This is a genomic window from Pandoraea sp. CB10b_02, assembly GCF_002216225.1.
GTDB classification, from domain to species: domain Bacteria; phylum Pseudomonadota; class Gammaproteobacteria; order Burkholderiales; family Burkholderiaceae; genus Pandoraea; species Pandoraea nosoerga.
The window spans coordinates 85,784-100,191 of record NZ_NJGW02000012.1 but is presented as its reverse complement, the minus strand read 5'-3'; the positions used below and the strand labels follow the sequence as shown (position 1 = coordinate 100,191).

Genomic DNA, 14,408 nt, shown 5'->3' with positions numbered 1-14,408 from the left:
TTTGCCCGCGTGGTCTGACGCCGCCGCAGCCCTGCGGCGCCGGCTTCACGGCCGGCGTCCGCGGGATGCGACGCAGGAACGGAAAAGGAGGCTTCGGCCTCCTTTTTTGCTGCCTTGCCGCCGGCTTTCGGTCTCACGTCGGTGCGTGCGCAGCGCTCTCCGGCCTGCGTCCGCGTTTCGTTCGCAGGGGCATTCCACTGCCCCTCCGTTGTCCCTTCGTTGTCCCTTTCGTTGCCCCTTTCGCCCCCGCTTTTCCATCGCCTCTTCGTTTCGTCGCGCCATTCCATCGCGCCTTTCCATTGTTTTCGAGACGGAAAAACCGTCTGTGCGCCCGGCAACCCGCGTTGTCCCGACTTGTGCGCGCAGCCGCCTGCCCTTATCTTGACGCAACCGCTGTGCAGTACAGGCTTGACGCTTCGCAACGAACACATGGCTTCTCCCCGTGACCGATGACCGCGCAGACAGCGCTCGTACCGCCACGCGGCCGGCCCCGAATTCCCACGTCGGCGGCCGGCGGGCCAATTCGTTAGAATGGAGTCGCAAGCCACGCTCCCCGACATGACTGAAACGATCATCCGACTCACCGATCTGCGAAACGACGTCCGCTATGTGACGCAAACCCCGCAGATTCCCGCACAAGTGCGCGCCGCGACCGGGCATCTCGAAGATGCGCTCGCGCGGCCGTTGCACGATCTGCGCATCTCGGTGACCGATCGTTGCAACTTCCGCTGCGTCTATTGCATGCCGAAGGACGTCTTCGACAAGGACTACGCCTTCCTGCCGCAGTCGTCGCTGCTGTCCTTCGAAGAGATCGAGCGCACTGCGCGGCTGTTCGTCGAACACGGCGTGGAAAAGCTGCGTCTGACCGGCGGCGAGCCGCTCCTTCGCAAGCACATCGAGCGCCTGATCGAAATGCTCGCACGGCTGCGCACGCCGTCGGGCAAGCCGCTCGACATCACGCTCACGACCAATGGCTCGCTGCTGGCGCGTCGCGCGCAGTCGCTCAGGGACGCCGGCCTGACGCGCGTGACCGTCAGCCTGGACAGTCTCGACGACGCGATCTTCCGCCGGATGAACGACGTCGGCTTCCCGGTGGCCAAGGTGCTTGAAGGCATTGCCGAGGCGCAGCGTGTCGGCCTGGGACCGGTCAAAGTCAACATGGTCGTCAAACGCGGCACGAACGACAGCGATATCGTGCCGATGGCGCGACATTTCCACGGCAGCGGCGTGGTGCTTCGTTTCATCGAATACATGGACGTCGGCACATCGAATGGCTGGTGCATGGACGAGGTGCTGCCCTCGGCCGACGTCATTGCCCGCCTGAACGACGCCCTGCCCGTCGAGCCGCTCGAACCGAACTATCCGGGCGAGACGGCGCAACGCTGGCGATATCGCGACGGCGGTGGCGAAGTCGGCGTCATTTCGTCGGTCACACGCGCGTTTTGCGGCACTTGTTCGCGGGCGCGCCTGTCTACGGAAGGCAAGTTGTATCTGTGCCTGTTTGCCAGCTCCGGCTACGACTTGCGCACGCTGTTGCGCAACGGCGCGAGCGACGCGCAGATCTCGACGGTCATCGGCGACATCTGGCGAGGCCGCACCGATCGATACTCGGCCTTGCGCACCGCGGCCACCGGTCTGCCCGAGAATGCCCCACCGAAAGTGGAGATGTCCTATATCGGTGGGTGAGCACCCCGGACGGACACCCCTGACGGACACTCGGATGGTCGCCCCGAACGTTCGCCCATTGCGCCCCGACATCGACCTGCTTTCGCCCTTTCGAATTTCTTCACGACACATGATTTTTGCTGCCCCGGGCGCCGGTCGCGCCCGAGACTCCATCGCTGCTCCCCGACGCCTCGCCGCCGCCGGCCTTGGCGCGCTCGTCCTGTTGCTCACGAGCGTGGCCGCGCCCTCGCACGCCCGGGCCGATTGCGACACGTCGAACCGCGACATTGCGAACCATCTCATGACATACAGCGGCCAGCTTGGCGAGCGCAATCCGTTGCGCCTCGTGCTGCGCCCGAGCGCCGGGGGCAAGCTCGAAGGCCGCTACGCCAACGCCTCGTCGCTGAGCGATACGTACCTCACCGGCAAGCTCGAAAACAAGTCGCGCCTGCATCTGACGGAATTCGACGCGGGCGGCATGCCGCGCGCCACGTTCGACGGTGAATTCGCATCGGCGGGCGACGTCAATCGTCAACGCGGCGAGTCCACGAGTTGCGAGGTCATTTCCGGCCAATGGAAGGACCTGCGCACCGGTCGCACGGTGCCGTTCGAGCTATCGCTCGCGAGCGTTCAGAGCGGCAAGATCGACCACCTCTACGGCGTGGCCGGCGTGAACGACGACGAGACAGTCAATCGCGCCGCCACGCAATTCCGCAAGGGCGTGCTCGACGACCGGCGCGACGTGGTCGCACAATCGATCCGTTACCCGTTGCACGTCTCGTTACGCGGGAAGACGATCGTGCTTCGCAACCCGAAGTCGCTCCTCGCGCGTTACAACGAAATCTTCACCGACGGCTACGTGCGCACCATCGGTGCGGCAGTCCCGCGGCTGATGTTCGCGCGCGACCAAGGGGTGATGCTCGGCGACGGCGCCGTCTGGTTCGACGCCGCCGGGCGCGTCATCGCCCTGAATCGTTCCTGAGACGGGTGCCACCCGTCGCAGAACCCGACATCGCCCACGCGCCCATGCCCGCCCCCCTCATCCCCCGCGAAGCCATCACCGGTCTGATCCTTGCCGGCGGACGCGGGCAGCGCATGGGCGGACGCGACAAGGGCTTGCAAACGTTTGCCGGCCAGCCGTTGGTCGCGCATGTCGTGGCGCGCCTGCGCCCGCAGGTCGGCGCACTGCTCATCAGCGCAAATCGGAACGGCGATGCCTATGGCGCCTTCGGCGCCCCGGTCGTCGCGGACGAGACACAGGACTTCGCCGGGCCGCTGGCAGGCATGCTGGCAGGGTTGCGCGCGGCGAGAACCGATTACGTACTGACCGTGCCGTGCGATTCGCCCTATCTGCCCGAGGACCTCGGCGAGCGCCTCGCCGCCGCCCTCGGTGCGTCGGCGCGCGACGGCAGCGCGGCGCCCCTGCCCTGCGCAGCGGCCGCCTATGCCGCCACGGCACAGGGCCCGCATCCGGTCTTCGCCTTGCTGCACCGGTCGCTGGCGGACGACCTTGCCGCGACGCTGACGGGCGGAGAGCGTCGCGTCCGGGCGTGGCTGGCACGCCACAACGCCCTACAAGTTCACTTCGGTGACGAGCGTCCGTTTTACAATGTCAACACGCTGGACGACCTCCATTCCGACACGCCGCGCGCCCACTGACGTCCCAGGCGTCGACGCGGCCTGATCCGTCGCCATCGCTTTTACGGGATTCACGCCCGGTACTGCCGGATGACGACGCCACACCGATGACAACACTAGACGACGCCCTGGCCGGCTTGCCGGACTACGACCCTAACCACATGACGGTCGAACTGGCGCGCGCGATCATCGCGCGCACCGCGCGTGCGGTGTCCGCGATCGAGCGCGTGGCCGTGCGCGACGCGCTGGGTCGCGTGCTGGGCCGCGACGTCATTTCCCCACTGAACGTTCCCGCCTTCGAAAACGCCGCCATGGACGGCTACGCCTTCGCCGGCAGCGCATTGGCCGCCGGCGGCGACGTGCGGCTGCGCGTGGCAGGCCGCTCACTGGCTGGCCGCCCGTTCGATGGCGTGGCGGCCGCGGGCGAATGCGTTCGCATCATGACGGGCGCGCTGATGCCGGCCGGGTGCGACACGGTGATCCCGCAGGAGCAGGTGCGGCGCGCAGACGGCCCGGAATTCGTGACGTTCCCCGCGAGCGCCGTCACGCCGGGGCGCCACGTGCGCCACATCGGCGAGGACCTCGCGGCCGGGCATCCGGCGCTGCACGCGGGCAAGCGGTTGCGCCCGGCCGCACTCGGACTGTTGGCCTCGCTCGGCATCGCCGAAGTGCCGGTGCGCCGCCGCATTCGCGTGGCGTTCTTCTCGACGGGCGACGAACTGCGCTCGGTGGGCGAGCCGCTCGCCCCGGGCAATCTCTACGACAGCAACCGTTACACGCTGTACGGCATGCTGCAACGGCTCGGCGTGGAAGTGCTCGATCTCGGTGTCGTGGCCGACGATCCGCAGGCGATTGAAGACACGCTGCGCATGGCGTGCCGCGACGCCGATGCGGTCATCACCTCGGGCGGCGTGTCGGTCGGCGAGGCCGACTTCACGCGCGAGATGATGACGCGTCTGGGCAACGTGGTGTTCTGGAAGATGGCCATGCGCCCGGGGCGCCCGTTCGCGTTCGGCGAGCTCGAGTGCGACGGCCACCGTGCGCTGCTCTTCGGGCTGCCCGGCAATCCGGCGGCCGTGATGGCGTCGTTCTATCATCTGGTGCGCGACGGGCTCTTCGCGCTCATGGGCGCCGAGCCGCAAGCGATGCCGCGTCTGCCGGTCCCGACGACCACCGCCATTGCCAAGCGCCCGGGCCGTACCGAGTTCCTGCGCGCAATTCTCGCCGCAGACGGGCAAGGCCGCTGGCAGGTCACCGTCGCCGACGCACAAAGCGCCGGCATCCTGCGCACGATGAGCGAAGCGAATTGCTTCGTCACGCTCGACACCGCCCGCGCTGACGTGGCGGCCGGCGAGCTCGTGGACGTCATCGTGTTCGACGGTCTTGTCTGAGTTCCCGATCAAGCGAAGCAACGAAACAGCAATAAATCGCCGGCGTCGGGGCTTCGACGACTTCGGCACCCCACACATCGAAAGCACACGTCAATGACAACGAAAAAACAGATCACGTACATCAGTCCCGGCCAGACGGCCAAAGCGCTGGTACTGGTCTACCTCACCTTCAGTATTCCGCTGGTGCTGCTCGCCTTTCTGGCCGCGTTCATCCGCTACGGGGAGTTGCCTGGCCTCGCGTTCATTTCCGCGCTGGTGCTCAACGCCATCGTGGGCTTCGTACTTCTCTGGATCGCCTGTCACGCCTATAACTGGGTGGCCGAGCGATTCGGCGGCATCGAAGTCGCGCTGAGCGACGTCCCCGACGACGAATACTGATTCGCCCGAGATCGAGAGCCCATTTGCCGCCATGTCCCTGACCCTGCGAGTTGCCACGCCCGACGACGTCGGTGCGATCCACGGCCTGATGCGAGAGCTGGCCGTCTTCGAAAAATTGCTGGATATCTTCGAGGCCACGCCATCGAGCGTGCATGAGGCGCTGTTCGGCGACAAACCCGCTGCCGAATGCCTGCTGGCCGAATGGGATGGCCAGGCCGTCGGCTACGCCGTGTACTTCCACAACTTCTCGACCTTCCTCGCACGCCGTGGGCTGTATCTGGAAGACGTCTACGTGCAGCCGTCGATGCGGGGCAAGGGCGTGGGGCAGGCGCTCATGCGCAAGCTCGCCGGCATTGCGGTGGAGCGCGGTTGTGGACGGTTCGAATGGACGGTGCTCGACTGGAACCAGCCGGCGATCGATTTCTATACGTCGCAAGGCGCGACGGTGCTGCCGGACTGGCGCGTCGTGCGCATGGCCGGCGATGCGCTCCAGCGATTCGCCGGGAGTGGCAGCGCCCCGCGCTGATCCGAGGCGGCGTGCCAGCCGCTCAGGCTCCGTCGTCGGGGTCCAGATCGACGCCGAGCAGTTCGATCGCCTGCTCGCCGGGCAACGCCTCCACCGCCTTGAGCTGGCGCGCCATCGCGCGCGTGCGCACCTCCGCCTTGTCGATCGAGCGCGCCACCGTCTCGAGTTGTGACTTGGTCTTGGCCAGCACGTCGCCGAACTTGGTGAATTCGGTCTTTACCGCGCCGAGCACCTGCCACACTTCGCTCGAGCGGCGTTCGATGGCCAGCGTGCGAAACCCCATCTGCAGACTGTTGAGCAATGCCGTCAGCGTAGTCGGTCCGGCCACCGTCACGCGGTACTCTCGCTGAAGCAGGTCGGAGAGTCCCGGTCGGCGCAACACCTCCGCATAGAGACCTTCCGTCGGCAGGAACAACAAGGCGAAGTCGGTGGTGTGCGGTGGTGCCAGGTACTTTTCCGCGATGGTCTTGGCCTCGAGACGAATGCGCGTCTCCAGCGCCTTCGACGCCTCTTCCACCGCCACCGGATCGGCGCGCTCCTGCGCATCGATCAAGCGCTCGTAATCTTCGCGAGGGAACTTCGCGTCGATCGGCAGCCAGACCGGCGTGGCGCTGTCGCCGCTCTGCCCCGGCAGCGCGATGGCAAACTCCACGCGCTCGGCGCTGCCCGGCCGGGTCGCCACGTTCTTCGCGAACTGCTCCGGCGTCAGCAGTTGTTCGAGCAGCGCCTGTAACTGCACTTCGCCCCAGATGCCGCGCGTCTTCACATTCGTCAGCACACGCTTGAGGTCGCCGACGCCGGCCGCCAGCGTCTGCATCTCGCCAAGGCCGCGATGCACCTGCTCGAGCCGGTCGGACACGAGCTTGAACGACTCGCCGAGCCGCTGCTCGAGCGTGGCGTGCAGCTTCTCGTCGACGGTGCGGCGCATCTCCTCGAGCTTCGCCGCGTTATTGACCTCGATGTCCTTGAGTTTGTGCTCCAGTGTGGCGCGCACTTCGGCCAGGCGACGCTCATTGCCCTCCGCCAGTTGCGTGAGCTGCTGGTGCTGCGCTTCACCGAAACGGCGCAGCGTCGACGCCTGCTCTTCACGCATCTGCTGACCATTGAGCACCAGACTCTGACGCACGGCGTCGAGTTGTGCGGCGTTGGTCTCGGTGAGCTTGGCAAGTTGCTGCGCGAAGCCATCGATCTGGTTGTTCTGCACCGTGGCCACGCTCGTCATCTGCGCGGCCAGCGTCTGCTGAAACTGCGCCATCTGCGCGCTCTGCTCGCCGCGCCCCGCCCGGGCGGTATCCGCGAACTCCTGACGCAGGCCACGCTCCGTGCGCTCGACCGAACGCAGCAGGTCGTCGCGCAGGCTGGCGAGCGCGCCGACGAGAACAGCGTCTTCACCGCGCTGCCACACCCTCACCGCAATCGCGATCATGACCAACAGATTCAGCGCCGCCAGCGCCACCAGCACCATCTCCATCATCGCGTTGCGACTCCCTTCGATTCCCTGACTTGCCTTCCACGCTTTCCGCCCGTGCAGGCGCGCATAGTCATGACTTGCGCACCTCGGGATTGAGCAGGCACGGCGGCTTGCCGGCGGCGGCGCCGAAGCCCAGCGCCGCAATGAGGTTGTCCGCCGCGAGGCTTGCCATGCCGCGACGCGTGGCCGCGGAAGCGCTCGCGATATGCGGCGTGAGCACCACGTTCTTCACTTCGAGCAGACCGGGGTGAACCTTGGGCTCGCCCTCGAACACGTCGAGACCTGCCGCGGCAATCCGCTTGTCGGCGAGCGCCTGGGCCAGCGCGGCGTCGTCCACGATGCCGCCGCGTGCGAGGTTCACGAGCGTGGCCGTCGGTTTCATCATGGCCAGTTGCGCGGCACCGATCGTGTGATGCGTCGCGGCCGAATATGGCAGCACGAGGATCACGTGATCAGCGGTGCGCAGCAGCGTTTCCTTGTCGACGTAGCTCGCGTTGCACGCCGCTTCAGTGCCGGCGTCAAGACGCGAGCGGTTGTGATACACCACCCGCATGTTGAAGCCCTGCGCACGGCGCGCGATGGCCTGCCCGATGCGCCCCATGCCGATGATCCCGAGCGTGCTGCCATGCACGTCGGCGCCGAGAAACATGTCGTAGGCCCACTTGTCCCAATGCCCCTCGCGCAGCCAGCGCTCCGACTCGGTGACGCGACGCGCGGTGGCCATCAGCAGCGCCCAGCCGAAGTCGGCCGTCGTCTCGTTGAGTACGTCGGGCGTGTTCGTCGCCATGACGCCGGCCGCGGTCATCGCCGCGATGTCGAAGTTGTTGTAGCCCACCGCCATGTTCGCAACCACGCGCAGATGCGGCGCGCCGGCCAGCACCGATGCGTCGATGCGCTCGCTTGTCGTGGTGATGGCGCCGACCTTGTCGGCCAGACGGGCGCGCAGCTCATCGCTCGAATACACCGTATCGGCGTCGTTGCGCTCGACGTCGAAATACTGCGCCAGACGCTCGATCACGTCGGGAAAAATCGCTCGGGCTACCAGGATCTTCGGTTTCACCAGTTGTCTCGCAGAGGTCGGCCGCGTGGCAAAGTCGCGGCTCAGAAGAATATCAGGGTCGTCAGGACGAACAGCGGCAGCAGAATCGCGCCCGACCACAGCATATAACCAAAGAAGCTCGGCATGCGAATGCCGCGCTGCTCCGCAATGGCTTTGACCATGAAGTTCGGCGCGTTGCCGATGTACGTGTTGGCGCCCATGAACACCGCACCCGCCGAAATCGCCGCCAGCGTGGCCGCACCGGTCGTCATCAGCGTCGCCGCGTCGCCGCCGGCCGTATTGAAGAACACCAGGTACGTCGGCGCGTTGTCGAGGAACGACGAGAGCAGGCCGGTGGCCCAGAAGTACATGACGTTGTCGGGCGCACCGTCCGGCCCCGTGACGAGGCGAATCACCCAGCCGAGCGCGCCCGCTTCGCCGGCACGCAGGATCGCGACCACGGGAATGATCGTCAGGAAAATGCCGGCGAACAGCTTGGCGACTTCCTTCATCGGCTCCCAGTTGAAGCCGTTGCCCTCGCGTGCGGTGCGCGGCGTGATCGCCAGCGAAATCAGCGTGATCACGACGAGTCCGGCATCGCGCACGATGTTCTGCAGCGCCACCGGCGTTCCGAAGACGTCGAACGCCGCGTCGGGCTTCCAGACGCCGCTCATCAGTACCAGGCCCACTGCCGCGGCGAGCAGCACGAAATTGCGCTTGCCTTCCAGCCGCACGGGCGCCGTCTCGGTCGTCGTCTCGGACGCCCTATCGGACGCCGAACCGGACGCCGAATCGGGCGTCGGGTCCAGTTCGTCGGCCTGGCATTCGGTCTTCTGACGGAAGTAGTAGCTGTCGATGAGGAAGAACAGCACCAGCAGCACGGCGCAGATGAACAGCGTCTCCGGCCAGATGTGAAGTGTCGTCCAGAAGAAGTCGACGCCCTGCAGGAAGCCGAGGAACAGCGGCGGGTCGCCCAGCGGCGTGAGCGAGCCGCCCGCATTCGCCACGAGGAAGATGAAGAACACGACGACATGCACGTTGTGCCTGCGGTTGTCGTTCGCGCGGATCAGCGGACGAATCAACAGCATCGCGGCGCCGGTCGTCCCCATGATGCTCGCGAGCACCGTGCCCAGCGCAAGCAACCCCGTGTTGAGCCACGCCCCCCCGCGCAGGTTGCCGTGCACGCAAATGCCCCCGGCCGTGGTGAACAGCGCGGTAAGCAGGACGACGAACGGAATGTATTCGGCCACGACGGCATGCACCGCCCCGTGCCACGCCGCGCCCGCGCCGAATACGAGCGCGAACGGCAGCAGAAACGCCGCCGCCCAGAACGCCGCGATCTTGCCGAAATGATGGTGCCAGAATGCCGGCGCGAGCAGCGGCCCGAGCGCAATCGAAAGCAGCAACCCGGCGAACGGCACGCCCCACCAGGCGACGAGCTGAGCGCCGTCCGGTCCGGCAGCGAACGCTGCCGGGCTGACCGATAGCAGCCCTGCCGCGGCCAGCGCCCCGAAAATCCCCTTGTGCATCGTGTCTTGTTCCTGTTGATGGATGGTCGACTCCTTACGAGTCACCGCCCTCGCGAGAGTGCCCCCAACGCGCCGACCTTGGGATATTTCCCAAGTCACATCGGCATCATGCGAAAGACGCCCCCATGGCACAACGCCGGAACCGTTGCCCCACCCCGACGCGCTCAGGCCCCGTCGACGATGATCACGTGGACGCGATACGGCCCGTGCGCGCCCAGCACCAGCGTCTGCTCGATATCGGCGGTGCGCGACGGTCCGGCGATGAAGTTGGTCGCGCGCGAGAGCTGGCCGCGTTCGCTTCGCATGAGCGCGAATCCATCCTCATGGCCTGCGACGATGCGCGATGCCGGCACGACGGCGATGTGGGTTTCGGGCAGCAGCGTGGCCGAGGCAAAAGTCTGCGGCCCCGACATCATCATCAGCGCGCCGGTCTCGGCAATCGCGCAGAAGCAGCCCGTAATACCGACGAGATCCTCGCCATGCGGCTTGCGGAATTCGACTTGGCAGCCCGCGCCGGCCCAGTCGAGTTCCCGCAGCGTCGGCCAGGCGACGGCCCGCATGTCGAGCCCGTTGGCCTGCAGGTACGTTACCGCCGCGGCCGGCACGTCGCTCATCGCCGGCACGCGCGCGATCGTGCTCGACAGCGCTTGCGCCTTGCCGATGAACGTAGCGATCAGGTCCGCCGGCATTGCCGGGCGCGGGCCCTGCGGATGCCGCGCCAGATAGTCCTCGGCCGCCGCCACCTCGTTCGCGCGCGCGGCCTCGGGGCGATGCTGCGCGTGACGGATGCGGGCGAAGATGCGGTTGCGGGCGTCGGAGGTGTCCATGGGCTGCGTCCTGTGAAGCCGACGCGCCGGTCTGAGGCGGCGGCGTCTCGCTGTGTCGGGTTCGTCTCACGAAGCCGCCGGAGCGGCTCCGGCGGGTGATGGGCAATTATAGCGGCAGCCCCTCGCGCGGGGCGCGGCCGTCGCACACTATCGGAATGCTCCGGTGTCGCGCTCGGACAACGCGTCAGTGGTCCGCCGCCGGCTGCGGGGCGATCTCGAAGACCTGGCGCAGATAGGCGAGATAGGCGTCGTCGTCGCACATGTTCTTGCCGGGCGAATCCGAAAGCTTGGCCACCGGCTGACCATTGCACCGCACCATCTTGATGACGATCTGCAGCGGCTGGTAGCCCAGGTCGTTGGTGAGATTGGTCCCCACGCCGAAAGCCAGTCGGCAGCGATCGCGAAAGCGCTCGAACAACTGGAGTACCTTCGGAATGTCCAGGCCGTCCGAGAAGATCATGGTCTTGGTGTGCGCGTCGACGCGGTTCTGCGCATAGTGCTCGAGCAGCCGTTCTCCCCAGGCGAACGGGTCGCCGGAGTCGTGGCGCGCGCCATCGAAGAGCTTGCAGAAATACATGTCGAAGTCGCGAAGGAACGCGGACATGCCGTACACGTCCGACAGCGCGATGCCCAGGTCGCCGCGATACTCCTTCGCCCACGTCTCGAAGCCGAAGATCTGCGAGTCGCGCAGCCGCGGACCGAGCGCCTGACAGGCTTGCAGATACTCGTGCGCCATCGTGCCCAGCGGCGTGAGGCCGAGCTTCGCCGCGTAGTACACGTTGCTCGTGCCGGCGAACTGTTCGCCGAGTTCGTCGCGCAGCGTGAGAATCACCTCTTCGTGCCACTCCTTCGAGAAGCGGCGCCGCGTGCCGTAGTCGGCGATCTTGCAGTCGCGATAGTCGGCCGGCTCGGCGAGCATGCAGATCTTGTCCTTCAGGCGCTGACGCCCTTCCTCGTAAGCCGGCGTTCGCTGCGTATTGCGGAAGTAGACCTCGTTGACGATGGCCAGCACCGGGATCTCGAACAGGATCGTGTGCAGCCACGGCCCCTGGATCGTGATGTCGATCTCGCCGTTGCCCTTGGGCGACGGCTGCACGGTGATGTACTTCTCGTTCAGATGGAACAGGTCGAGAAAGTCGATGAAGTCGCTCTTGATGAAGCGCATCGCGCCGAGATAGCGCAGCTCCGATTCCGTGAAGCGCAATCCGCACAGCAGGCGGATTTCGTCGCGAATCTCGTCGACGTAAGGCGTGAGATCGACCCCTTCGGTGCGGCACTTGAAGCGGTACTCGACCTGAGCGGCGGGAAAATGATGCAGCACCACCTGCATCATCGTGAACTTGTAGAGATCGGTATCGAGCAGCGACGTAATGATCATGACGGCGAGCCCCGCGCGGGGCGCTTACAGCGATGTCCGATGGTACCGCAAAGCGGCGCGGGACATGAGGGCGCGAGGCCCGCGCGCCGCACGCGAAGCGGCGCGCCGCGGCGGGTTCGGGACGCGCCGGCTCCCTCACCGGCGGCGGCCGGCTGCGTTACAATACGCGTTTTAACGGCCGCTCGAAGCCGTTTCGCCCTACTCTGGAGTTGTTGGCATGACCCACGTTGTCACCGAAAGCTGCATCAAATGTAAATTCACCGACTGTGTGGACGTTTGCCCCGTGGACTGCTTCCGCGAGGGTCCGAACTTCCTCGCGATCGACCCGGACGAGTGCATCGATTGCGCCGTGTGCGTGGCCGAGTGCCCGGTGAATGCCATTTATGCCGAAGAGGACGTGCCGGGCGACCAGCAGGAATTCATCGCGCTCAATGCCGAGCTCTCGCCGAACTGGCCGAGCATCACCAAGACGAAGCCGGCCCTGCCCGATGCCGACCAGTGGAAGGACGTGACGGACAAGCTGCATCTGCTCGAGCGATGAGCCGCGAGCGGTAATCGCGCTCGGGGTGCAGAAAAAATGCGCGCCGAGTGTTGACAGTGAGCGAAAGCCGCCTCTATAATCGCTTTCTCTTTTGATCCCCGATAGCTCAGTCGGTAGAGCGCCGGACTGTTAATCCGTAGGTCCCTGGTTCGAGCCCAGGTCGGGGAGCCAAGAATACCGAAGCGACGGCCTCGCCCACGCGGGGCCTTTGTTTTAGTCGATGTGTTGCAACGGCAGCGCACGGCACGCAGGTTTGATCCTCGATAGCTCAGTCGGTAGAGCGCCGGACTGTTAATCCGTAGGTCCCTGGTTCGAGCCCAGGTCGAGGAGCCAAAACGCAAGAAGCCTCGCCAATCGGCGAGGCTTTTTTGTTTTTGCGGCATGACCGTCCGTTCACACTCTCGCGGCTTCACTCGCCAACGTCGCGACACTACCGCACGACGCCGGCGCGCGACCCTGACCCGCGACACCAACTCCCGGCGCCAATCCACGATACCAACTCGCGCCACTGACGCCCCGTCGCCATGAAAAAACGGGGCGCCGTCTCCGACACCCCGCGTCTTTTCCTGCCTCGGTTCCGGTGTCTTACACCGGCGTTACTCCCCCGCGGGCGCCCCGATCGCCACGGACGAAGCGCTCGTCGACGTTTCCGGGCGGTTCTGGTTCTCGATCCAGCGACGACGCATCGGCGCGAGCAGGAACTTCGCTGCCACGGCGGCCGTAATGCTGATCACGGCGGCGGCAATAAACACGCGGTCCCAGTGACCGCCCACGGCCAGCACCGACGCGAGCGGCACCAGCAGCGCTGCCGTGCCCTTGGCGGTGTACAGCGTGCCGGCGTTCGACGCCGCGTTCTTGCTGCCGAACGTGTCCGCGCACAGCGCCGGGAAGATCGAGAAGATCTCGCCCCAGCACAGGAACGTCATCGCCGCGAAGAACACGAACATGTACGGGTTCTGACCAAAGTGCATCAACCCCAGCATGGCCACGCCTTCCCCGAGGAAGATGATGAACATGGCGTTCTCACGGCCGATCTTGTCCGACACGAAACCGCACAGCGGGCGCGTAAAGCCGTTGCACAGGTTGTCGATCGACAGCGTCATCGTAAGCAGCGGCAGCGTGGCGCCGAAGAGCGTCATGGGCATCGATGCAATGCCGTAGTCCTTCGCGATCGGGCCGATTTGCGCCGTGGCCATCAGACCGCCGGCGGCCACCGCCACGAAACAGGCGTAGATGACCCAGAACACCGGCGTGCGAATCATCTGGCCCGAGGTGTAGTCGACCTTCGTTGCCAGGTTGCGGCGCGAGACGGTCACGCCCTTGGGCACACGCGGCTTGACCAGCATCAGCGCGAGCAGGAAGATCGCCACGCCCTGCACAATGCCGAAGTTGAAGAACGCCGCTTCGTAGCCCGACGAACGGATCATGTTGGCGATCGGAATGACCGTGATGGCCGCGCCGGCGCCGAAGCCCGCTGCCGTGAGGCCAGCCGCCAGACCGCGCTTGTCCGGAAACCACTTGAGCGCATTGCCCACGCACGTGCCGTAGACGCAGCCCGCGCCGATACCGGCGATGACCGCCGCCGTGTACAGCACGGCGAGCGTCTCGGCGTATGAGTACATGATCCACGACAGGGCGACGCACACCGCACCGCCCGCCACGACCGGGCGCGGACCGAAGCGATCGACGAGCCAGCCCTCGATCGGCACGAGCCACGTTTCCACCACGATGAAGATCGAGAACGCCACCTGAATGGCCGCGATGCCCCATTGGTGCTTCGCCTGCATCGGCTCGACGAACAACGTCCACGAATACTGCAGATTGGCCACCAGGCCCATACAGATGATGCCGATCACCAGTTGTGACCAGCGCCCTCCCAGAAAAGAGGTTTTCTCCTCCGGTTGTGCGGCTGCTTGCATGACTTGCCTCCTATTCCTGTCAGACGATTGGCGACGGCCCGCGCTTGATGTTTGCGGTGCTCGCCGTCATCGCGTCCCGACGCGCGCCCCGGCATGGGGATCTGCG

At 65.9% G+C, this 14,408-nt stretch carries 13 protein-coding genes and 2 tRNA genes; 9 read left to right on the top strand and 6 right to left on the bottom strand.

Translation table 11 applies throughout. From position 1 onward, the window contains the following. Positions 1 to 558: 558 nt before the first annotated feature. The 6 genes from moaA (at position 559) to CDN36_RS14415 (ending at position 5,598) form a co-directional block, all read left to right on the top strand. On the top strand, positions 559 to 1,686 hold the full coding sequence (gene moaA, locus CDN36_RS14440) for a GTP 3',8-cyclase MoaA (protein WP_287497077.1): 1,128 nt from the start codon (positions 559 to 561) through the stop codon (positions 1,684 to 1,686). A gap of 109 nt (positions 1,687 to 1,795) precedes the next feature. Continuing rightward, a complete protein-coding gene (locus CDN36_RS14435) occupies positions 1,796 to 2,647 on the top strand; it encodes a hypothetical protein (protein WP_150554591.1) in 852 nt (283 codons plus the stop codon). 44 nt (positions 2,648 to 2,691) lie between these two features. Next, entirely contained in the window at positions 2,692 to 3,324 is a 633-nt protein-coding gene (mobA, locus tag CDN36_RS14430) for a molybdenum cofactor guanylyltransferase MobA (protein ID WP_287497076.1), read from the top strand. Positions 3,325 to 3,410: 86 nt separating this feature from the next. Beyond that, a complete protein-coding gene (moeA, locus tag CDN36_RS14425) occupies positions 3,411 to 4,694 on the top strand; it encodes a molybdopterin molybdotransferase MoeA (RefSeq protein WP_287497075.1) in 1,284 nt (427 codons plus the stop codon). Positions 4,695 to 4,787: 93 nt separating this feature from the next. Further along, positions 4,788 to 5,072 carry a hypothetical protein gene (locus CDN36_RS14420; protein WP_150554594.1) on the top strand — a complete coding sequence of 95 codons (285 nt, stop codon included), beginning with the start codon at positions 4,788 to 4,790 and terminating at the stop codon, positions 5,070 to 5,072. 31 nt (positions 5,073 to 5,103) lie between these two features. After that, positions 5,104 to 5,598 carry a GNAT family N-acetyltransferase gene (locus CDN36_RS14415; protein ID WP_287497074.1) on the top strand — a complete coding sequence of 165 codons (495 nt, stop codon included), beginning with the start codon at positions 5,104 to 5,106 and terminating at the stop codon, positions 5,596 to 5,598. Positions 5,599 to 5,620: 22 nt separating this feature from the next. Here the strand turns inward: CDN36_RS14415 and CDN36_RS14410 are convergent, their stop codons facing one another. From CDN36_RS14410 to pncB, 5 genes are all read right to left on the bottom strand, one after another. Beyond that, the gene (locus CDN36_RS14410; RefSeq protein WP_287497099.1) at positions 5,621 to 7,069 is read right to left on the bottom strand and encodes a DNA recombination protein RmuC; all 1,449 of its coding nucleotides are present in this window, start codon (positions 7,067 to 7,069) and stop codon (positions 5,621 to 5,623) included. Positions 7,070 to 7,139: 70 nt separating this feature from the next. Next, the gene (locus CDN36_RS14405; protein WP_287497073.1) at positions 7,140 to 8,129 is read right to left on the bottom strand and encodes a 2-hydroxyacid dehydrogenase; all 990 of its coding nucleotides are present in this window, start codon (positions 8,127 to 8,129) and stop codon (positions 7,140 to 7,142) included. 41 nt (positions 8,130 to 8,170) lie between these two features. After that, a complete protein-coding gene (locus CDN36_RS14400; RefSeq protein ID WP_287497072.1) occupies positions 8,171 to 9,637 on the bottom strand; it encodes a sodium:proton antiporter in 1,467 nt (488 codons plus the stop codon). A 164-nt stretch (positions 9,638 to 9,801) separates the two neighbouring features. Continuing rightward, positions 9,802 to 10,464, bottom strand: coding sequence for a LutC/YkgG family protein (locus tag CDN36_RS14395; protein WP_150554598.1), 663 nt, complete (start codon positions 10,462 to 10,464; stop codon positions 9,802 to 9,804). A 184-nt stretch (positions 10,465 to 10,648) separates the two neighbouring features. After that, on the bottom strand, positions 10,649 to 11,842 hold the full coding sequence (gene pncB, locus CDN36_RS14390; protein ID WP_150554599.1) for a nicotinate phosphoribosyltransferase: 1,194 nt from the start codon (positions 11,840 to 11,842) through the stop codon (positions 10,649 to 10,651). 217 nt (positions 11,843 to 12,059) lie between these two features. Between pncB and fdxA the strand changes: the two genes are divergently transcribed. The 3 genes from fdxA (at position 12,060) to CDN36_RS14375 (ending at position 12,716) form a co-directional block, all read left to right on the top strand. Then, entirely contained in the window at positions 12,060 to 12,383 is a 324-nt protein-coding gene (gene fdxA, locus CDN36_RS14385; protein WP_150554600.1) for a ferredoxin FdxA, read from the top strand. Between the two features lie 95 nt (positions 12,384 to 12,478). Then, a tRNA-Asn gene (locus tag CDN36_RS14380) sits at positions 12,479 to 12,554 on the top strand. A gap of 86 nt (positions 12,555 to 12,640) precedes the next feature. Continuing rightward, positions 12,641 to 12,716 (top strand) — tRNA-Asn (locus CDN36_RS14375). Positions 12,717 to 12,979: 263 nt separating this feature from the next. Here the strand turns inward: CDN36_RS14375 and oxlT are convergent. Next, a complete protein-coding gene (gene oxlT, locus CDN36_RS14370; protein WP_287497071.1) occupies positions 12,980 to 14,302 on the bottom strand; it encodes an oxalate/formate MFS antiporter in 1,323 nt (440 codons plus the stop codon). Positions 14,303 to 14,408 lie beyond the last annotated feature (106 nt).